The organism is Corynebacterium sp. HMSC05E07 (assembly GCF_001807225.1).
Lineage (GTDB): Bacteria > Actinomycetota > Actinomycetes > Mycobacteriales > Mycobacteriaceae > Corynebacterium > Corynebacterium singulare.
In genome coordinates this window covers 54,953-75,423 of record NZ_KV788273.1, presented here as the reverse complement: position 1 = coordinate 75,423, position 20,471 = coordinate 54,953, and the positions used below count along the sequence as shown (strand labels likewise).

Annotated in this window: 15 protein-coding genes and 1 tRNA gene; 7 read left to right on the top strand and 9 right to left on the bottom strand. The window is 61.7% G+C overall.

Features of this window, described 5'->3' with window-relative positions; translation table 11 throughout:
• The first annotated feature begins 32 nt into the window (after positions 1-32).
• The gene (locus HMPREF3149_RS11240; RefSeq protein WP_141741523.1) at positions 33-3,236 is read left to right on the top strand and encodes an isopeptide-forming domain-containing protein; all 3,204 of its coding nucleotides are present in this window, start codon (positions 33-35) and stop codon (positions 3,234-3,236) included.
• Between the two features lie 236 nt (positions 3,237-3,472).
• Here the strand turns inward: HMPREF3149_RS11240 and HMPREF3149_RS11235 are convergent.
• Positions 3,473-3,546, bottom strand: a tRNA-Gly gene (locus HMPREF3149_RS11235).
• 105 nt (positions 3,547-3,651) lie between these two features.
• On the opposite strand from HMPREF3149_RS11235, the gene dcd reads away from it, so the two are divergent.
• A complete protein-coding gene (gene dcd / locus HMPREF3149_RS11230) occupies positions 3,652-4,224 on the top strand; it encodes a dCTP deaminase (RefSeq protein ID WP_042532580.1) in 573 nt (190 codons plus the stop codon).
• Positions 4,225-4,277: 53 nt separating this feature from the next.
• Positions 4,278-5,609 (top strand): UDP-glucose dehydrogenase family protein, encoded by a 1,332-nt coding sequence (locus HMPREF3149_RS11225; protein ID WP_070538227.1) that lies wholly within the window; start codon positions 4,278-4,280, stop codon positions 5,607-5,609.
• On the opposite strand, the gene HMPREF3149_RS11220 is transcribed toward HMPREF3149_RS11225, so the two are convergent.
• Positions 5,539-6,765 carry a YibE/F family protein gene (locus HMPREF3149_RS11220; protein WP_070538225.1) on the bottom strand — a complete coding sequence of 409 codons (1,227 nt, stop codon included), beginning with the start codon at positions 6,763-6,765 and terminating at the stop codon, positions 5,539-5,541. The two genes, HMPREF3149_RS11225 and HMPREF3149_RS11220, sit on opposite strands and share 71 nt — an antisense overlap.
• Before the next feature lie 121 nt (positions 6,766-6,886).
• On the opposite strand from HMPREF3149_RS11220, the gene HMPREF3149_RS11215 reads away from it, so the two are divergent.
• On the top strand, positions 6,887-8,134 hold the full coding sequence (locus HMPREF3149_RS11215) for an HNH endonuclease signature motif containing protein (RefSeq protein WP_070538223.1): 1,248 nt from the start codon (positions 6,887-6,889) through the stop codon (positions 8,132-8,134).
• Between the two features lie 53 nt (positions 8,135-8,187).
• On the opposite strand, the gene HMPREF3149_RS11210 is transcribed toward HMPREF3149_RS11215, so the two are convergent.
• The 4 genes from HMPREF3149_RS11210 to HMPREF3149_RS11195 form a co-directional block, all read right to left on the bottom strand.
• The gene (locus HMPREF3149_RS11210; protein WP_070538221.1) at positions 8,188-9,411 is read right to left on the bottom strand and encodes a pyridoxal phosphate-dependent aminotransferase; all 1,224 of its coding nucleotides are present in this window, start codon (positions 9,409-9,411) and stop codon (positions 8,188-8,190) included.
• 10 nt (positions 9,412-9,421) lie between these two features.
• On the bottom strand, positions 9,422-10,033 hold the full coding sequence (locus HMPREF3149_RS11205; RefSeq protein WP_371440983.1) for a DUF1707 SHOCT-like domain-containing protein: 612 nt from the start codon (positions 10,031-10,033) through the stop codon (positions 9,422-9,424).
• 18 nt (positions 10,034-10,051) lie between these two features.
• Complete coding sequence (locus HMPREF3149_RS11200; RefSeq protein ID WP_070538217.1) at positions 10,052-11,281, bottom strand: cation:proton antiporter; 1,230 nt, start codon at positions 11,279-11,281, stop codon at positions 10,052-10,054.
• 78 nt (positions 11,282-11,359) lie between these two features.
• On the bottom strand, positions 11,360-14,368 hold the full coding sequence (locus HMPREF3149_RS11195) for a (Fe-S)-binding protein (protein WP_070538216.1): 3,009 nt from the start codon (positions 14,366-14,368) through the stop codon (positions 11,360-11,362).
• Positions 14,369-14,481: 113 nt separating this feature from the next.
• Here HMPREF3149_RS11195 and HMPREF3149_RS11190 point away from each other — a divergent pair, with 113 nt between their 5' ends.
• Genes HMPREF3149_RS11190 through HMPREF3149_RS11180 form a run of 3 tightly spaced genes read left to right on the top strand, consistent with a single transcriptional unit; the run spans position 14,482 to position 16,052 of the window.
• Complete coding sequence (locus tag HMPREF3149_RS11190) at positions 14,482-15,054, top strand: DUF6230 family protein (protein WP_042532563.1); 573 nt, start codon at positions 14,482-14,484, stop codon at positions 15,052-15,054.
• Entirely contained in the window at positions 15,044-15,451 is a 408-nt protein-coding gene (locus HMPREF3149_RS11185) for a DUF6114 domain-containing protein (protein ID WP_083280866.1), read from the top strand. The genes HMPREF3149_RS11190 and HMPREF3149_RS11185 overlap by 11 nt, the downstream gene beginning before the upstream one ends.
• The gene (locus tag HMPREF3149_RS11180; RefSeq protein ID WP_070538214.1) at positions 15,444-16,052 is read left to right on the top strand and encodes a hypothetical protein; all 609 of its coding nucleotides are present in this window, start codon (positions 15,444-15,446) and stop codon (positions 16,050-16,052) included. Before HMPREF3149_RS11185 ends, HMPREF3149_RS11180 begins: the two co-directional genes overlap by 8 nt.
• A 45-nt stretch (positions 16,053-16,097) precedes the next feature.
• Here HMPREF3149_RS11180 and HMPREF3149_RS11175 read toward each other — a convergent pair whose 3' ends face one another.
• The 3 genes from HMPREF3149_RS11175 to HMPREF3149_RS11165 all read right to left on the bottom strand — a co-directional run bounded on the left by HMPREF3149_RS11175 (position 16,098) and on the right by HMPREF3149_RS11165 (position 20,351).
• Positions 16,098-18,041 (bottom strand): ABC transporter ATP-binding protein, encoded by a 1,944-nt coding sequence (locus HMPREF3149_RS11175; RefSeq protein WP_070538213.1) that lies wholly within the window; start codon positions 18,039-18,041, stop codon positions 16,098-16,100.
• Entirely contained in the window at positions 18,042-19,760 is a 1,719-nt protein-coding gene (locus HMPREF3149_RS11170) for an ABC transporter ATP-binding protein (protein ID WP_070538212.1), read from the bottom strand. It lies immediately after the preceding gene.
• A 174-nt stretch (positions 19,761-19,934) separates the two neighbouring features.
• Positions 19,935-20,351, bottom strand: a complete 417-nt coding sequence (locus HMPREF3149_RS11165; protein ID WP_070538211.1) for a methylenetetrahydrofolate--tRNA-(uracil-5-)-methyltransferase — start codon at positions 20,349-20,351, stop codon at positions 19,935-19,937.
• Positions 20,352-20,471 lie beyond the last annotated feature (120 nt).

The following is a 20,471-nucleotide window of genomic DNA, read 5'->3' as shown; positions in this document are numbered from 1 at the left end:
ACTACGGTTTGAAGACCGCTCCGCCGGAGACTTTGACCCTGAAGGTTAAGTCTTCCAAGGAGGGCGAGTACTCCATCCTGGATAAGGATGATATTCCGGCTAAGGCTGAGGTGCAGGATGCTGGTTTCCTGCCGGATCCTTCTGCCGAAAAGCAGAAGAAGATTGACAAGGTCAAGAAAGAAAACCGCGACATTGATACCACCCCTGACGCAGCGGGAACTCGCCGTGTGGAGTTGAACTACGTCAGCGTGCAGAAGTCTGCGAGTGGCAACCCTATTCTGCAGACCGAAATTGGTGGCGCACCTAGCCAGGAAACCCTATTTCTGAACAAGATTATTATCCGTGACAACCGCGAGCAGTTGACCCGAGGCCTAGATCAGGGCGATATTGTCTTGCGAAAGTGGAACAAAAACGATAAGCGCTTCACTGAGCTGTGCAGGATGAGTGGAGCTTTCAAGAATCAGGCGGTTCAGGTCGTAGAGTGGACCAACGACAAGGCCAGTGTTATCGCGATTGATGCATCGAAGTGTAATCGGGATGATGCTAACACGAAGAAGAAGTTTGTGGATTTCTGGACTGGCTATGGAGATATCGTTGATGTCCAGCTTGGAGCGACACCGAATAGCACTGCAAACGATTTTGATGTCTATTTCTGGGCGAACCCGACCAAGGGTAAGTCTGCTGGAGAAGTTTCTTACCCGAGCAATACTCCAGAAGGAGGTTCTTGGACCAAGGATTATGCCGACGGCAAGCTGACCACTGAAACTACACCGGTCGATGGGTCGCGCACTGACGTGCACGTGAAGATGGAACGGACTTTTGTTGACGGGGCCATTCTTGATGATGAGGCTACGGTCCAGGTGCAGCACCTAAATGGCTTCTACCTCGATAACGAGGTAAGTACACCTGTCTTGAAGGTTCTTGATGCGAACGGAAACGAGATCAAGAAACTTGAAGGAAAGGCGCAGGATGTATATCCCATCACGACAGACGTAGAGAATAGTGATTATTGGGGTGGCCTTACTTTCACGGGCCTGAAATCCGTCGAGGGCCCGAAGGGTGGCAAGATTGAGGTGCCGAAGGGTGGCAAGATTGTTGTCGAGATGGGCTTTCGTAAGAAGGCCACCGCTCCGGTGGATGATGAGAGCCAGTTGACGCCGCTTGGTCCGGGAGCCTTGGCAGTAAATTACTCTTCTCCGAATAACACTTTTGAACTGGTCGACAACAAAGATATTTCTGCTAGTACGACTACTGTAAGCCGCAAGAACCCATTTGAAGATAAAATTATCTTCAATTCTCGTGCGCATTTTGAGGGTGCTGAAGTAACTGTTAATGCCCCGAATAGCATTCTCGGAGAGGAAAACTACACCTTTGAGATCAAGTCTGACCCGATGGGGAAGACTGGACTTGAGGCTGGGTACACCCTAGGTAAGCAATTGGTATCGGCAACACCAGACGCGGTTACCTATAAGGTGTTCCCGGTTAAAGATCGCAAAAAGGTTGATAGTGCGCTTATCGAGAAGGGCACCGAAATCGTAGTCAGGTCCAAGTTCAGCTCTGTTCCGGAAAAGTCTGAGACTGTCGTTGAGCTCAAGGGTAAAGACGTTCCGACTACCAAGTCCGGTGACTGGAGCTATGGTGCGGGAGCTACTGAACTGTTCCCCATGGGCGGTTTCACTGTTGCTAACGGCGATATTTTCCGAAATTCGGCGGGCCCCTTCCGCATTGAGGACAAAGACGGTGTGGTTATGTACGGCGGCTTGTGTGTTGAACCAGATTTGGGCTACCCGGGCGGCAGCCCAAGCAAGGATCCTAAGGATTGGTATCAGTACCCCGTCGATCGCAGCCCAGTTGATGGCTCCAGGTCTATCGACCTCGAACACCAGCGCGCTGTTAGCTACATCGTCAATTCTTTGGCTTACAAGTCCACCGATAAGGATGAAGCTAGGCGAGTAATTCGTGAAAACGCTAAATCTATTGCCCAAGAAGCTGGCATTCAGAACCTCAATCATGACCAGGCGTTTGAAGCGGCTTATGTGGCAGCGCTGAAGCTTGTTGGATACACCACCGACGACTTAGAGAGTAAATACGCAAAGAATCCCCACCCCTTGAATATCAAGGCCAGGAACCTGCGTTACGAGATTTACGGTCGAGCCGACAAGATCGTAAATTACCTGCTCAATGTGAAGGACTTGAAAGATGAGCCAGTGAACTACCAGATGCTCAAATATAAGCACAAGGTGGATAACGGCTACGGGAATATCACTGAAGTGCAGACCATTCTTATCCCAGGTCCTGGTGATGAAGGAAGTTCGGCTATGAGTACTACCGCAACTCTTGAAAAGGGAAACTTTGGCGAGCAGCGTGTGAATCGTAGCAAGCTTAACTACGTCGATATGGCTTATGACCGTGTTGACTACCGCGGGCTTGGCCACCGAGATTATGAGCTGAAAACCGAGCTTCACCGAGTTGCTGACGATGGTAAGTCCAGCGCAGACGTTGTCTGGCAAGATATCAAAACTGTCACTGCGTCGGGTACTGGCTCTTGGAACATCGAAGTTGATCTTAAGAAGTTGCGAGACGAAGACAAGCTCAAGCCGGGCCGCTATGTGTTCTATGAAACTGTGGTGCGGGATGGAACTGCCGAAGTTGTCTGGCACCGTGAGATCAGTGATTTGGGACAAAGCTTCTGGATTGACGAGCCTGATGCGCCGAAGCCAGGAAAGGGCCGCCTGGAAATTACGAAGGTTTCCGTCGATGGGGATAAGCCGGACGACTATAAGCCTGTTAAAGGTGCAGCGTTCGAGGTGCGTCGTGAGGGTCATGAGCCTATTGTGATGCAATCCGAAGACGACATGACCTTCAAGGCCGAGAAACTCGATCTAGATACCGAATACACTCTGGTTGAGGTCCAGGCACCCTCCCGCAACCCTGGCGAAAATTACCAGTTGCTGCCAGAGCCGCTAAAGTTCCGTATCGATTCGGATCCTGAAAAGGGCTTGCAGTTCTGGTCTAATGAGAAGGGCACTTACGTAAACGGTCAGAACTTCCCTGTAGTTAAGACCCACAGCGATGTGGCGAAGGAAGATAAAGCAATTGTAGGCACCGCCACCGTCGCCAATGTCTGGATTGGTGACATGCCCAAGACTGGTGGTAACGGTATTGCGCCGTGGCTGCTGTTGGGTGGTCTGATTATGGCGGCTGGTGCATTGATGGGTAACCGTCGTCGCGCATAGTTGCTAGGCCGATAGCTGGCAGCGTGTGAGCTGCTAGTGCACACGGTGTGCTGCCTGTGGCCCCTGGTTCCTGATGGAGCTGGGGGCCACAGGCGTTTTCTGCTTCTGGTGAGTGGAGGAGTGCGCCCTTAGCCCCAGAATTGGAAAAACCGGCACCTCAGAACAAAAGAAACTGAGATGCCGGTTTGTCAACGATGTCGCGACTCACCTGTCAAGTATGTCGCGACTCATGACAATGGAGCCGACGACGGGAATCGAACCCGCGCCAGCAGCTTGGGAAGCTGCAGTTCTACCATTAAACTACGTCGGCACGGTGCACGTTATGCACGGATAAGAGCTTAGCACCGCCACGGTACGCACCCGCAAATGGCCCTGTAGGAGGGGAGTGGGCCTAGGGCCGCGTAGACTATATGCCGTGCTTCTTTCTGATCGTGACATCCGTGCCGCCATCGCAGCAGATGGCCCCGAGCGTCTGAGCATCGAGCCTTATGACGCTGAGATGATTCAGCCTTCTTCTATCGACGTGCGCTTGGACAAGTTCTTCCGCGTGTTTAATAACTCGCGCTACACGCACATTGATCCCAAGGAAGAGATGCCGGACCTGACCAGTGAGGTCGAGGTGGCGGACGGAGACGCCTTCGTGCTGCACCCGGGCGAATTCGTGCTGGGCGCAACGTTGGAGAAGTTCACGCTTCCGGCGAACCTCGCGGGGCGTTTGGAGGGCAAGTCTTCCCTGGGACGTTTGGGTCTGCTGACGCACTCCACGGCGGGCTTCATCGATCCGGGGTTCTCCGGTCACATCACGCTGGAGCTCTCGAACACGGCGAACCTGCCCATTACCCTGTGGCCGAACATGAAGGTGGGCCAGTTGGCTATTTTCCAGATGTCGTCGCCGGCGGAAGCACCGTACGGTTCCGGCGCACTGGGCTCGAAGTACCAAGGCCAGCGCGGGCCGACGCCGTCGAAGTCCTATCTGAACTTCCGTTAAACTTTTCAGCCCCGTCGCGCATGCCGTCTGCGTAGCGCCTAAAATAGCCGGTTATGCGTATGACTGTTATTGGTACCGGCTACCTGGGTGCGACGCACGCCGCCTGCATGGCGGAGCTTGGCCACGAGGTACTCGGTGTAGATGTAGATGAAAAGAAGATTGAGGCGTTGAAGAACGGCCGCGTGCCGTTCTACGAGCCTGGCCTGCCGGAGGTGCTCGAGCGCAACATCGAGTCCGGTCGCTTGGATTTTTCCACCAGCTATGACGACGCCGCAGAGTTTGCCAACCTGCACTTCCTCGGTGTGGGCACCCCGCAGGCCCACGGCTCTTATGCCGCGGACCTGACCTATGTTAAGTCGGTAATCACCGAGCTGGTTCCGCGTCTCCACGGCGAGCACACTATCTTTGGCAAGTCGACCGTCCCGGTGGGCACTGCGGCGGAGCTGCAGCAGATGGCAGATGAGCTCGCCCCGGAGGGGACCAGCGTGGAAATCGCGTGGAACCCGGAGTTCCTCCGCGAGGGCTACGCCGTCAAGGACACCATCACCCCGGACCGTATCGTCTTGGGCGTCCGCGCGGGTGAAAGCCGAGCCGAAGAGCTTGCCCGTGAGGTCTATGCCCAGCCACTCGCGCAGAACACCCCGTTCATCGTGACGGACCTGCAGACTGCCGAGTTGGTCAAGGTCTCCGCCAATGCTTTCCTCGCCACCAAGATTTCTTTCATCAACGCCGTGTCCGAAATCTGCGAGATTGCCGGCGCTGATGTAGTCAAGCTTGCCGACGCCATCGGTCACGACGAGCGCATCGGCCGCAAGTTCCTCGGCGCTGGCCTGGGTTTTGGCGGCGGCTGCCTGCCTAAGGACATCCGCGCCTTCATGGCCCGTGCTGGTGAGCTCGGCGCCGATCAGGCCCTGACCTTCCTTCGCGAGGTCGACGCCATCAACATGCGCCGCCGCGATCGCGTTGTCGACTTGGCCAAGAACGCCTTCGACGGCTCTCTCCTCGGCCACCGCGTCACCGTGCTGGGCTGCGCCTTCAAGCCGAACTCCGATGACGTCCGCGATTCCCCGGCCCTGTCTGTCGCCGGTTCGCTTTCGCTGGCCGGTGCCGCCGTGACGGTCTTCGACCCGGAAGGCATGGAGAATGCCAAGAAGGTTTTCCCCACCCTTAACTACGCGCCGACTGCCGACGCCTCCCTCAAGGACTCCGAGCTCGTCATCCTCGCCACCGAGTGGCAGGAATTCCGCGACCTCGACCCCGAAGCCGCAGGTGAGCTCGTCGCGCGCCGCCATATCATCGACGGCCGTAACGTGCTCAACGTCGATGCTTGGCGCGCGGCCGGCTGGACTGTTGACGCCCTCGGCCGCGTCCTTCCGGCATCGTAAACGCCGCAATTGCCGTGGTCAGCGGTACCGCGAGGGTCAGGGCCACGGCGCCGAGCAGCGAGCGCATGACCTCCGTAGCCACGAGGTCACTGGACAGAATCTGACCCGCCGGGCGCTGCGCCGCCGTGATGAGGATGAGCAGCGGCAGCGCCGCGCCGGTATAGGTCAGCACGATGGTATACACCACGGACGCGATGTGGTCGCGGCCCACCTTCATTGCGGACGCAAACAGCTTTCCGGGCCCCGCCGCAGGATCAGCTGCGTGCAGCTCCCGCACGGTAGAGGCCTGTGCCACCGCGATGTCGTTGAGGCTGCCGAGCGCGCCCACGATGAACCCGCACAACAGCACACCCACGATGGGCACCCCGGGCATGTAGAGCAGTAGCTTGAGGTTGTCTTCCGAGCTGGCCCCGGTCAACGCCGTGCTGCTTATCGACGCCCACCCCAGCGCCCCCGCAATCCCCAACGCCACCAATGCGCCACCCAGCGCCGAGGCGGACTTCCAATTCACTCCGTGGACGAGTGGTACGACGAGGAAAATGATCGCCGCGCAGGCCACCATAGCCAGCGGTAGCGGCGCGTGCCCTTCCACCAGCGACGGCACGAGATAAAACAGGACGATGGCGAGGCTAATCCCCAAACCTAGCAGCGCGCGCAGGCCATGCCACGCGGCAAAGCCCACGATGATGACCGCCGCGATGATCGCCCACAACGCTAGGTTTCCACCGCGTCGGTAGTCGGCGAAGGCATAGGTTCCGTCCGCTGAGCGTGAGAGCATGACCTCGTCGCCGGTAGTGAGCGACGGTTCACCCGCCACCCCATAAAACACAAGCTGCGTTAAGCGGCCTTTGTCTTCGCCGGACGTAAGGTCAAGGAGTACGCGGGTACAGGAGGTGTCATCACCAGAAGCTGGAATGAGTGGTTGCTCATCGAATGCTTTCCCTGTGTGCGGGTCGCTGCATAAGTGGTTATCCACAGACGTGACCGTACCTTCAACGTGCGGTTGATTGAGAGCGTACGTCGACGCGAAGTCGGGGCTGGTGTGCTCCATTAGTGCACTGGTGGGGCGGAGTATAAGCAGGCCAGCCACCGTTGCAAGCGCTGCTACTGCCAAGAATCCGAGAAGTCCCGTCCGCCATGGGCTTAGGTGAGTCATGCCTACTATTGTGAACGATTTTCACGAGTATGCAAACTTATGCTGATGCCTTCAACAAGTTGTCCACAGGCTTCGTCCCGAACTGTTGTGCAGGCCGTCTGTGCCCAATAGCGTCGCTGGCATGAATCTAGTTGAAGCGCATCTTCGCAGCCAGGCGGCGGGCATTGAGCTCGTCGCCGGCGTTGCGGGGCTCAGTCTCGATCAGCTCCGGGCGTGGGGTCCGGAGTCAGCAGCCCTGTCCCTGCTGGCGCTTTTCGACGTCTACTTTTCCCCCACCTCCTTCTCCCGCAAACAGGCCCGCGCTGTCGAGGCCGCTCGCGCCAATAGTCATGATCTGCCTACTCTCAAGCTGATCGAGCGTTTTGCCCGTCGCCTCACGAAACAGCGTGAGGCCTGGGACTTGCGCATCGAGCTGTGCAGTATCAGCGGTGATGAGAAGGTCGTCGCTCGGCATGCCCGCACCCGGCTCCGCGAGCTCGCCCCTCCGCCCGCCCCGAAGCCTGGTGTGAACATCCGCAGGGGCAAGGAGATGTCGAAGCTCACGGTGACGGCACCACCAGCCGTGATCGAGGACTTGCGCTACAACATTGACGAGGATGACCCCGTGGGTTCGTTCACCGCCGCGTTTCGTGAGGGCCGCCTTGCCCGTCCCGTTGCTCAGACCTTCGCCGTCATGGAGCTTCCCGAATACGCCCAGATCCTCGGCCGCCTCGGAGACCCTTCCACCCCGCGCCCTGATTCCCATCCCGTTCCTTCTGCAGCGTCTGGCTCTGATTCCACTGGTCCTGACCTGGGTGACATCGTCGTTCAGCTTTCTAACGGTGCGAGAATCACCGGTGCGGAACTCATCGAGCGTGAGCTCGCTGAGGAAGGCCTCGTCATGCTCGTTGACCGCGTTCACGGCCCCGTCGATTTGCACCGCACCCAGCGCCTCGCTTCCGAGAAGCAGCGCATCATGGCCATTGGTGAGCAGCCCACCTGCGCCTGGGATAGCTGCCTGTGCGGCGCGGACTACGCTCAGATTCACCACATCACAGAATGGCGCAACGGCGGCGAAACCAACCCCGAAAACCTCACCCCGCTCTGCGCATACCACAACGCCATCAACGGCCTTCCCGGGCGCGGTCGCATCGTGCGTGAGAACGGCCGAATCAAGTGGCAGCCGCCAGGACCCCGCGACCCGCGCGAGCCCGCTAACCCGCACCGCGCACCCCGCTCCCAGCGCCTGCACAATGCCCGCACCGCCGGAAACACTTCCGGCACTGCGAGCAATGCCCGTCGGGACACCGCACCGAACCAGAGGGCAGCCAGCACCCCCACGGGGAAGGCATCCCCCTCCGGACCAGCCCCACCCCGCGGCGACCCTTAACCACCCCGCCCTCCCCGCTCGGTTATGCGAGCAGGGAGGAGGGCACGCCTGCGTTATTGGCGGTAGCTGGCCAAGAAATTGCCCAGGCGCTCAATCGCATTCCCCAGCTGCGACGCCCACGGCAGCGTCACCACACGGAAGTGGTCAGGCGTGGGCCAGTTAAAGCCGGTACCTTGCACCATGAGGATTTTCTCCGCGCGCAAGATGTCGAGCATGAGCTTCGAGTCATCGCGAATGTCATACACTTCCGGGTCGAGGCGCGGGAAGCAATACAGCGCGCCCATCGGCTTGACCACGGAGACTCCGGGAATCTCGTTGAGCTTCTCGTAGGCAATGTTGCGCTGTTTGAGCAAGCGCCCACTGTTGCCAGTGAGCTCGTAAATCGACTGCCGCCCGCCCAAGGCCACCTGGATGGCATGCTGCGCCGGCACATTCGGACACAGGCGCATGCCCGCCAACAGGTCGAGCCCCTCAATGAACCCACGTGCATGGTTCTTCGGACCCGTCAGCACCATCCACCCGGCACGGTAGCCTGCCACGCGGTATGCCTTCGACAAACCATTGAACGTAATCGTCAGCAGGTCCGGCGCCAGCGACGCAATCGAAATGTGCTTGGCACCGTCGTACAAAATCCGGTCATAAATCTCATCGGCCAAAATCAGCAGATTGTTCTCCCGCGCCACCTGAACAATCTTCTGCAGCGTTTCGCGCGAATACACCGCACCCGTCGGATTATTCGGATTGATGACCACAATCGCCTTGGTCTTCTCCGTGACCTTTTCCCGAATATCCTCAATCGACGGATTCCAGTCATCCTCCTCATCGCACAGGTAGTGCACCGGCGTGCCGCCCGCCAGCGACGTCGCCGCCGTCCACAGGGGATAGTCGGGGGCGGGGATGAGGACCTCGTCGCCGTCGTTAAGCAGCGCCTGCGTCACCATCGAAATAAGCTCAGAGACACCGTTGCCCAGGTACACATCATCGACGTCAAACGCTGGGAAATCCTCCAGCTCATAGCGCGTCACAATCGCTCGACGTGCGGACACAATGCCCTTCGACGTCGAGTACCCCTGCGAGGTCGGCAGAGCCGCAATCATGTCGCGCATGATGACATCCGGCGCATCAAACCCAAACACCGCGGGGTTGCCGGTGTTGAGCTTCAGAATGTTATGCCCGTCGAACTCCATGCGCTCGGCTTCCGCGGACACCTCGCCGCGAATGTCATATGCAACGTCCTGCAGTTTCGTGGATTGATCAAAAATCCGATTGTGAGTCATGCGGGCTATGTTACTTCTGGTTCCACTCCTCTAGCTTGCGTTTCGCCAGATTCATCGCGTCCCCAGTAATTTCGCCTGCTTGCCGACGCCTCTCTTCCCACTTCGCCTGCTCCAACGCCCTCATCTGCGCGCGTTCCAGGGCTCCTGCAGCCTTCAGTTCGCGCATGCGTTGGCGCTCGACCTGCCGCGGCGACGGGCGGTACCACGACTCCGGGCCCACCTTTGCCACGTAGAGCATGATCCACAGCGCCGGAATGAGAAACAGCAGCCCGGTTCCCGTCATGGCAGCTGTCAGTCCAGTCAAAGCGTTGAAAGAAACTATCGAGCCAAAGATCAACCCCAGCGAGCCCACCATCGCGGTGGCCAGCCGTGGCTTCTTCGTAGCCTGGTAGGCGCGCTCCATCTCGCCCTGCGAGTAGATCTTAAGCTCCGTGCTGGCCTTGGTGGGGATATCCATGAAGATATCCGCAAGCTCGCGGCGGGTCGAAGCTTGCATCACCGCATCGGTACGCTCCTCGAACTCATCCAACGAGAGACGGCCTTCCCCCAGAGCCTGGGCGAGGTCGTTGACGGCGTCGGTCCGTTCGGCGTCGGAAAGCCGCATGCTGAAAGGATTAGTCACAATCCCTACTCTAGCAGCCTATTCTTCCGACTTAACCGGCTCCTTTTCGCGAACCAGGCTGGCAATGAACGGGAAAATAGCCACGGTCAGAGCGCCACCGGCGATGAAGATGGAGGCCATCTCGTTGTCCACGATTCCCGAGGACTCCGCCAGCGACATCACCGCCACAATGATCGGCAGGCCCGTTGCCGCGTAAAGGGCAACCTGAATGCGCTCACGCGTGGTTTCCACATCGGAACCAGTGTGGTGAATGTTCTCACGCAGGAACACCGGCAGGCCGCGCGTGACCAGAATAAGCAGCGGGATTCCGAGGACCTTAACCGGCTCGCTCACGATAACGTTCCAGTCAATCGCCATGCCGGAAATGACGAAGAACACCGGAATGAGCATGGAGTAGAACACCACGTCGAGGCGGTTCTCCAAACCCTTGTGAAACTCATCGGGGATGATGCGGTTCAGGATAATGCCGGCCGCGAAGGCGCCTAGCACGATGTCGAGCTCGAACACCGCCGTCACCGCCATGAGAATCGCCAGAATCAAAATGATGAGGCGCATGATGGTCTGGTTCGTCGACCCCGCCCCAGAAATGAAGGCGTCCTTAAACCACGGCATCAGCGTTGTGATGGCAAATGGCATCAGCGCCACGGCCACCGCGATGCCGATGAACGCGAGCAGGATGAGCATCGTCGCCAGCGTGGACCGCGAACCCAGCAGCAGGGCCATCGCAGTGATAGGCGCAACCTCACCGATTGCACCATGAATAATTACCGAGTCTCCCACCCGCGTGCCGAGCAGCTTGTCCTGCTTCAGCATCGGCGTAATCGTGCCGAGCGCTGTCGACGTCAGCGCAATCGCCATCACGATAGCCCCCGGGATGTCATCCATGAGGAAGTAAGCACCAATACCGCACGCCACCATGCAGATTGCCCACGTGGAAAAGCCAGTGACGGCTTCCTTGGACTTCAGCGTTGCCAGGTCGATCTCGAAGCCAGCAAGCAGGAACAGCGCGCCGACGCCCAGCTCCTTCAACATGCCGATGCCTGGGTCCTCGTGCGCTAAATCCAGCATCGAGGGGCCGATAATCATGCCGAAGAAAATAAGCAGCGCCACGGCCGGCATCTTCTTACCGGTCAGGTGGGATACCAGCGGCGCGAGCAAGGCCACCGCCATAATCCACGCGAAGGACACCAACGAGTCGGTGTAGTTGCTTTCGCCAGCGGCGAGGACGTAGGGCACGTCAGAAATCATGACTAGAGAGTACCCGCGGCGTCCTCACCGCGCCTACTTTTCTTAAGGGCTCAGCGCAACAGTGTGGGCGACGTCGCACTAGTCCTCGGTCGGTGGCGTCGGGGCCTTCGGTGCGTCTGGGGCGTTTCGTGACGCTGCTGCGCCTGGTGCTTGTGGTGCCGCCGGAGCACTGGGTGCCTGAGGCGCTTGCGGAACTCCCGGCGCAGCAGGCGCAGTCGGAGCGCTTGGGGTGGCCGGCTCGGCGGGAGCTGCCGGTGCGCTTGGGGTGGCCGGAGCGTTTGGTGCTGCGGGAGCCGCCGGTATAGAAGTCGTGCCCGGTGCGGCCGGTGCAGCCGGGGCATTAGGAACGCCCGGGACCGCCTGCGCAGTGGGTGTCTCCGGCGCCGATGGGGCCGCTGGAGCACTAGGTGCTGCGGGTGCCTTAGGCGCACTTGGTGCTGACGGTGCGGCAGGTGACTTAGGTGCACTCGGTGCTAACGGCGCGGCAGGTGCACTCGGCGCTGCGGGTGCGGCGGGTGTGTCCGGTGCCTGTGGAGCACCCGCTTTTGCCGGTGCGCTTGGCGCTGGGGGAGCCGCCGGTGCCGCAGGAGCAGCTGGGGCTTTAGGAGTCTTGGGGGCCGCGGGTGCCTTAGGCGTACTCGGTGCAGCGGGAGCGGATAGCGCGGCAGGCGCCTTGGGTGCATTCGATGCTGACGGGGCGCTAGGAGCAGAAGGCGTAACCGGAGCACTCGGCGCTGCCGGAGCGGTGGGCGCGCTGGGCGCTGACGGCACGGCAGGTGCACTCGGCGCAGCGGGAGCGGAGGGGGCAGCGGGCGCTGGCGACGACGCAGCGGCAGGCGTAGCCGGTGCGGTCGGTGCGGAGGGGGCTGCCGGTGTTGTGGGGGCACTTGGAGCAGCAGGAGTTGCGGGCGCGGTGGGTGCAGGCGGTGCTGCGGGCGCAGACTGCTCGGCGGGCGCAGGAGCGGACGGAGCGGCGGGCTCGGACGCTGGGGCGGGAGCTTCCGTCGCGGAGGCGGCGGGGGAGAGAGGCAGGCGGCGCGGCGTGTCGAGGAAGGCCTTCTCCCGCGGGGCGGGGAGGTCGCCAGAGGGAGCGATGGCGCTGCGAAGCATGAGGGCGACGTCGTTGACCTTGGGCTGCGCTTCCGGAGCGACAGCCTTCACGCCGCCGGTGAGCATGACGTTACAGAACGGGCAACCCGTGGCGACTTCGGCTGCGCCGGTGGCCACCGCTTGTTCGGAACGGAACTCGTTGATGCGCTGGCCGGTGCGCTCCTCCATGAACATGCGCGCGCCACCCGCGCCACAGCAGAACGCCTCATCGCGGTTGTGGTCCATTTCAGCGAGCGACGCACCGGTGGCCTCGACGAGCTCACGCGGCGGGTCGAAGACCTTGTTGTGGCGGCCCAGGAAACAGGGGTCGTGGTAGGTGACGGGACGGCGGTTCTCCGGCGAGCGCGGAACCGGCACCAGAAGCTTCTCGCGCACCAGACGGTTGAGCAGCTGCGTGTGGTGCAGCACGTCAAAGTGGCCGTCGAAGTCGGGGTATTCGTTGCGAATCGTGTTGAAGCAGTGCGGGCACGTCGTGATGATTTTGCGCTGGCCGGTGGGGACGCCGGCGAAGGCGTCGTTAAGCGCGGCGACATTCTGCTCCGCCATCACCTGGAAGAGGAACTCATTGCCGGCACGGCGCGCGGGGTCACCCGTACAGGATTCGCCGGTGGCCAGCACGCCGAACTTCACGCCGGCGGTGTGCAGCATGTCCACCACGGCGCGGGTCGTGGCGCGACCCTGGTCGTCGTAGACACCGGCACAGCCAACCCAGAACAGGTACTCCAGGTCCGAGAAATCCGTGGCATCCTCGCCGATAATCGGCACCTCGATGCCATCGGCACGCGCCTCATCAATCCACGTGCGGCGCTCCGAGGCGTTGCGGCCCCACGGGTTGCCCTTGGTCTCCATGTTCTTGAACATGCCGGTGAGCTCGGACGGGAAATCGGACTCCGCCAGCACCTTGAAACGCCGCAGGTCCGCGATGTGGTCGATGTGCTCAATATCCACCGGGCACTGGTCCACGCAGGCGCCGCAGTTGGTGCAGGCCCACAGGACGTCGTCATCAATCGTGCCGGCCATGGCCAGCACGTTGAGCCCCTCGTGCGGGTTGTAATTGTCCAGCGCGCCCTGGCGCAGGTCCATCATGACCTTCTTCGGACTCAGCGGCTTCTCGGTGTTCCACGCGGGGCACAGGTCCTGGCAGCGGCCGCATTCGGTGCAGGAGGTGGCGTCGAGAAGCATTTTCCAACTGCCCGGCGTGAGGTCCTCATCCAGGTCCGGGGTGGGCAGGGACTTCAGCGCCTTCGCGCCGTCGGCGTTGCGCTGGAAGAAGATGTTGAAGAACGCCATGAAGCGGTGCCACATGACACCCCACTGGAAATAGCGCGCGATGCACGCGATGAAGACAAGGCCGGAGAGGAGTTTCACCAGGGCAAAGAACTGCACCATGCTTGGCGACGTCCCCATCATCCCCGCCACATGCATCGTCACGAAATCAGCCCACGGCGACCCACCGCCGTAGGTAGCGATGGCGGAGGCCTTGACCAGCAGCATGCCGAGGCCTTCGATAAAGACGATGGCCTCCACCAAGCGCGCCGGGAAGACTTGCGAGTTGTAGAAGCGGCTGCCGCGCTCGGTGTGGCCGAGCTTGAGGCGCACCGCGGCGAGGAAACCAATGCCCAGGACCGTGGCGATGCCGAGGACTTCCTCGATGAAGTGATAGACCGGCCAGTCGCTGAGCCACGGCCAACCCTTACCCGGCGCGAAGGTTTGGATATAGGCCTCAAACCACACGACGATGCCGAAGAGGAAGCCCACCATGACCAGCCAGTGCGCGGCGTTGACCAGCGGGCGGCCCTTGAAGTGGGTATGGCCGAAGACCTCGGTGATAACGCGGCCTAGGCGCGCGGCAGGGCGGTCGAAGCGGTTGAGCTGCGTGGGGCCGCCGGAGCGGACGAAGCGGAAGAGCACCCCGACTCGGTAGAAGAAATACAGCCACACCGGGATCGATGCGGCGATGGCAACCCAGCCGTACATGCGCGCTCCTTTATCGCTTGGCTCAATGCTGCCTCCTACCTTAAGGCCTCGGGCTTGAAATCCGGGAGTCGGGATTCAGCTATCATTTTGAGGGTTACGTTGAAGGAGGCGTTGTGGGCAGAATTAGTGTTCCGAAGGCTGCGGCGGGTCTTGTGGCGGGCTTCGCCGCATTCGGTGTGGCTGGCGTTGCGGTGGCGCAGGGCGGTCTGACGGCGAACCTGGCGCTGTCCGGCACGTTCTTCAACGTCAACATGCGTCACTTGGAGGGCGAAGGATTTTCGCTCTTCGTGGACAGTGACAAGAAGGGCGAGGAGGACGTCCCCACCGCGCGGTTGAAGCTGGAGCATGCCGTGGCCTCGGACTTGTGTCTTTATGTCACCACCGACCTGCCCGCAGTGGGCGAGTCCACGCTGGCGCTCAAGGCCAAGGGCGATAACAGCGTGGAGGCCACCGACCTTCTGGTGGGGGCCTCAGATATCGAAGGGTCGTTGGTCATGCAGGACGCCAACGTGGGCATTGATGCCCGCCAGCTCTCCCAGACCGCCGACCCTGGCACGTGGGGCCTCTATGCTAAGCACGTATCGCTGACCGCCGACGATGTCCGCGCCACCTCCATCGGCGCGAAAACCCTATCGGCAAAGAATGTTGGCGTGTCCGTGGAGCGAGGACGCGGCAATGTCTGCTGACACTGACACTGACACTGACGCTGCGGCGACGACTCGGACGCGCCGGGCGCGGTTCACACAGTGGCGCGCCGGGCGTCCCTTCATCCCGGGCCTGCTGCTCATCCTGTCTGGCATCGTCATCGCCACGCCGGCCTATTTCACGGTCAAGATTTCTGACCTCCTCGTCATGATCTCCACCGTCTCGGGCGTGTCCACGCTGCTCATCGGCGCGCTACTCATCATGTTTGGCCTCGGCGCTTGGTTCCGGCCGGCCACCGCGACCTACCTCGGCGTGCTCGGCATCATCGTCGCCGTCATCGCCCTGCCCACCTCGAACCTCGGCGGCTTCCTCCTCGGTTCGCTGCTCGGCATCGTCGGTGGCGCGCTCACCCTAGCGTGGGAGCCCAGCGATGGTTAAGCCCCGCCAGACCGCCCCGCATCGCGCGGCCCGCCCTTCGCGCTCACGGAAAGCGGTGGCGGCGGCCGTGGTGGTCGTCGCGGTGAGCGCGAAGGTCGTGGGAGGAGGTGCGGTGAGCGCGCAGGTTGCCCCGGCGCAGCCGTATTTCTCCACGGTGACCGCGACAGAGGTGACGCTGCGGGGCAACGTGGGCGCCACCATCAGCACCACACCCACCGGTGACGGCGAGGCCCGCGTCCTGGAACTGACCGGAGACCGTCTCGACGCGCGTGATTTGGCCATTACGTTGCCCGGCAACGCCGGCGATGGCCTGCTCACCACCGGCGGCGCGCTCACGACGGTGGAGGGCAGCGTGAAGGTCGTGGCGACCTCCCTGACCGCCACGCCCGCCGTCGAGGGCGCGCGCACCGTGCCAGTCACGGTCGACCTCACGGGGGACATCAACCACGTCCTCGACCAGCTCGGCATCCCTCCCGCGCCGGACGCCGCGCTTCCCGACGTCCTCATGGACCACCTCTCCCTCACCAACGTCACCCTCGAACTGGCCAACCTCACGGCCGACTCCTTTGAGGCTCCGGTGATCTCAGTAAGCGTGGACTAGCGTGCGGCGCAGGAAGCGCCGCACAGGGGGACGTACAGCGGCGCGTTAGGACTCGCGGAACTGGGACTGGTGGAGGCGGTGGTAGGCGCCGTGGGCGTCGAGAAGCTCAGCGTGGGTGCCCTGCTCCACGATGCGCCCGGATTCCATGACGATGATGACGTCGGCGTCCCGAATCGTGGACAGGCGGTGCGCGATGATGAAGGACGTGCGGTCCGCGCGCAGAGCATTCATGGCCTTCTGGACGAGCATCTCGGTACGGGTATCGACAGAGGAGGTGGCCTCATCCAGAATGAGCAGCGCGGGCTGAGACAGGAAGGCGCGGGCAATGGTGATGAGCTGGCGTTCGCCGGCGGAAATCGCGCCGCCATCCTGATCAATCTTGGTGTCGTAGCCCTCCGGCAGGGAGTGGACAAACCGGTCGACGTAGGTCGCCTTCGCCGCGGCGATGACTTCCTCATCGGTGGCGTCGAGGCGGCCGTAGCGGATGTTATCCATGATGGTCCCCTCAAACACCATGGCGTCCTGGAGCACCATGCCCACCTGCGAGCGCAGCTCGTGGCGCGACATCTCGGCGGTGTCGATGCCATCGAGGCGGATCGTGCCCGAGTCGATGTCGTAGAAGCGCATGATGAGGTTGACCAGCGTGGTTTTACCCGCACCGGTGGGGCCAACAATCGCCGCGGTCTGGCCAGGCTCCACGCGCAGGGAGAGGTCCTGGATGAGCGGATTTTCTGGGTCGTAGGAGAAATCGACGTCGTCGAACTCCACGAGGCCCTTCGCGCGGCCGCCCAAGGCAGTGACGGTGCGCTCGGGGGTTTCTTCCTCGGCGTCGAGAAACTCGAAGACGCGCTCGGCCGACGCCACGCCCGACTGCACCTGCTGCATCATGCCGCCGAGCTGTCCCAGCGGCTGGTTGAACTCGCGGGAGTACTGGATAAAGGCCTGGGCATCACCCAGTGTGAGGTTGCCGGCGGCCACCTTGAGCGCGCCGAGCACCGCGATGACGACGTAGGACAGGTAGGAGATGAATTGCATGATGGGCATGAGCATGCCGGCGAGAAACTGCGCCAGGGAGGCGGAGCGGAAGAGTTCGGCGTTGCGCTTATCGAAGTCCTCCGTCATGGCGTCGATGCGGCCGAAGACGGTGGCGAGATCGTGACCGGAAAAGGCCTCCTCAATCTGACCGTTGAGGTCACCAGTAGCCTTCCACTGCGCCTTGAACTGCTTCTGCGCGCGCGAACCAATCACCGCGACGACCACCGCGGTCAGCGGCAGCGCCAGCAGCGCCACGAGGGCCAGCTGCCAAGACACGGTGAACATCATGACCGTAATGCCCACGACCATGAGCAGGTTATAAAACAGCTGCGAAATGGCCTGCTGGAGGGCGGACTGGATGTTGTCGGCGTCGTTGGTCGTGCGCGAAAGCAGGTCACCGCGCGATTGCGTATCGAAATAGTTGAGCGGCAGCGCGTTGAGCTTGGCCTCGATGCTCTCGCGCAGGTCGAAAACCACCTTCATCACCAGCGAGTTGAGCAGGTAGCCCTGCCACCACTGGAAGAGCGACGACACCACGTACATTGCGATGACAATGAGGATGATGGTGCCTAGCTTGGAAAAGTTTATGCCGAGGCCCGGAGTGAGGTCCATGGCGGAGGCCATATCCGCGAACTTCTCCTGTCCGCCCGCGCGCAGCGCCTCGATGGCCTGCTCTTTGCTAATCCCAGCGGGCAGCTGGCGCGAAATGACGCCGGAGAAGATGACGTCGGTGGCCTTACCCATCACCTTCGGCGCGGCCACGGCGAGGAACACGCACACGATGTTCATCGCAGCAATCGCCCACAGCTGCACCTTGAACGGAGCAAGCAGGCCAAAGAGCCGTTTCGCAGAAGGCCAAAAGTTCTTCGCCTTGCGCGGAGCGTTTTCGCCGGTCTTCTGCTCAAACTCGGCGGTGGTCTCCTCGTTCAAGGTCTCGGCACCGTGCTCAGCCATTTATGCCACCTCCGCGGTCTGCTGGGATTCGACAATCTCGCGGTAGGTCTCAGACTCCTCGAGCAGCTGCGCATGCGTTCCGCGCGCGACGATGCGTCCAGCATCCATGACCAGAATCTGGTCCGCGTCCACAATCGAGCTCACGCGTTGCGCCACGATAATCGTCGTGGCGTGGGCGGTGTATTCGCGCATGGCCTCGCGCACGGCGGCGTCCGTCAACACGTCCAGCGCCGAGAAGGAATCATCGAACAGGTACACCAGCGGGCGCGCGACGAGCATGCGGGCAATCGACAGGCGCTGGCGCTGGCCGCCGGAGACGTTCGTGCCGCCCTGCGCGATGTGCATGTCGAGGTCCTCAACAAAGTCCGCCTGCGCGGTGCGCAGCGCCGCCCACAGTTCCTCGTCGGTGGCGTCCGGGGCGCCGAGGCGCAGGTTGGAGGCCACGGATCCGCTGAAGAGATACGGTTTCTGGGGCACGAGGCCCACGCGCTTGACGACGTCCCCCCGCTTCATCTCGGCCACATTTGTACCGTCGAGAAGCACCTGGCCCTCGGTGGGAAGGTAGAGGCGCGGGATGAGGGAGAGTGCCGTGGATTTGCCGGAGCCCGTCGCGCCGATGAGCGCGGTGGTGGTGCCGGGGGTGGCGGTGAAGGAGACGTCGCGAAGCACAGGCTCCTCGGCGCCGGCGTACTGGAAGGTGACGTTGCGCAGCTCCACCACGCCGTCGGAGCGTTCCGGGGTGATGGGAGTGGTGGGTTCGTCGATGGAGGGTGCGTGGTCGAGGACGTCGGTGATGCGGCGCGCGCAGATGATGGAGCGCGGCAGGATCATCGCCATGAAGGTACCCATCATGACGGCGGCGAGGATCTGCAGTAGGTACTGCAGGAAGGCCGTGAGCGAGCCGACTTCCACGAGGCCCTCATCCACGCGGTGGCCGCCAAACCACAGCACTGCGCCGGTGGCTACGTTGAGGATGACGGTGATGATGGGGAACATGAGAATGAACAGCTGACCCACCTTGAGGGAGAGGTCGGTGAGGTCGCGGTTGGCGGTGCGGAAGCGCTCCGCCTCGTGGTCCTCGCGGACGAAGGCGCGCACGACGCGGATGCCGGCGATTTGCTCGCGCAGGGTGCCGTTCATGGTGTCGAGCTTGCCCTGCCAGGCGCGGAAGAGCGGCATGAGCTTGACGATGAGCACCGAGATGGCCGCCAGCAGCACGACGACGGAGACAACGACGAGCCAGGACATGCCGGCGTCCTCGCGCATAGCCATGATGATGCCGCCGATGGACATGATGGGGGCGGTGACCATGAAGTTGAGGATCATCATGTAGACCATCTGAATTTGCTGGACATCGTTGGTGCCGCGGGTAATGAGCGTTGCGGTGCCGAAGTGGCTCATGTCCTCGGCGGAATAGCGGGTGACACGGCGAAAGACGTCCGAGCGCAGGTCGCGGCCTAGGCCCATCGCCGTGCGTGAGCCGAACCAGATCGCGGCAATGGCGGCGATGACCTGAACGAAGGCCACGCCCAGCATGATGCCGCCGGTGTGCCAGATGTAGTCGATGTCGACCTTGGCCACGCCCTGGTCGATGATCCTCGCGTTCAACGACGGCAGGTAGAGCGTTGCCGCGGTGGAAAGTGCCTGAAGGAGCAGGACCGCGATGACGTAACCGGTATAGGGCTTGGAGCGGGATAAAAGGATGCGAACGAGTTCCATGTGCCAGCGTTTCGTATGGAGGGTGTGGCCCGGCGGATTCCGCGCTGGGCCGCGAGGTGCATTGACCGCGCAATTTTATCCTCTGTGGTTGCGCGGGCGCCAGCCCGGCGCCTAGCTCGCACCTAGCTCGCGCCTAGCCCGCCCGTCTAATGCGCGGGCGCCAGCCCGCGCGCGTTAGAAGCAGACCGGGGCGCGCTGGGCGCGGGCGGTCACGGTTTCCCAATCCTCAATGTCGGCGGTGGGGCGGCACAGTCCCTCCCACGTCGTGATGGCCACGCCGCGGGCCATGAGCTCCAGCAGGACCATGTGGCGGTCGCCGGAGGCGGACAGCTGGTTGAGGTCCGTGTGGCTGATATCAGCATCGGGGCCAGAGCCAACGCGGACGTTGCCGATGAGCCTCAGGCGCGGCGTGGTTCCCTTCGGGCACGGCGAGGCCGCGGACTCAGCGCCGGATAGCCCGGCGAAGCGGCGCAGCAAGCCGAAGGGCGCGGGGCGCTCACAGTAGAGGTCCACACACAAGCCGGCCGCAATCAGCCGTTCCGCGGTGGAGAGCGCCGCCGGGCTATCGCCGACGATGGCTACACGCTGCATGAGAACCCCTTCAGTTCAGAAGAAATAGACTGTCTAGTCTGTAAATCTAGTCCGCTCTGTTCACTCCGGCCAAATTTTATTCTCTCCAGTGCCCAAGCTCACGGCAGTGAGACCCCCATG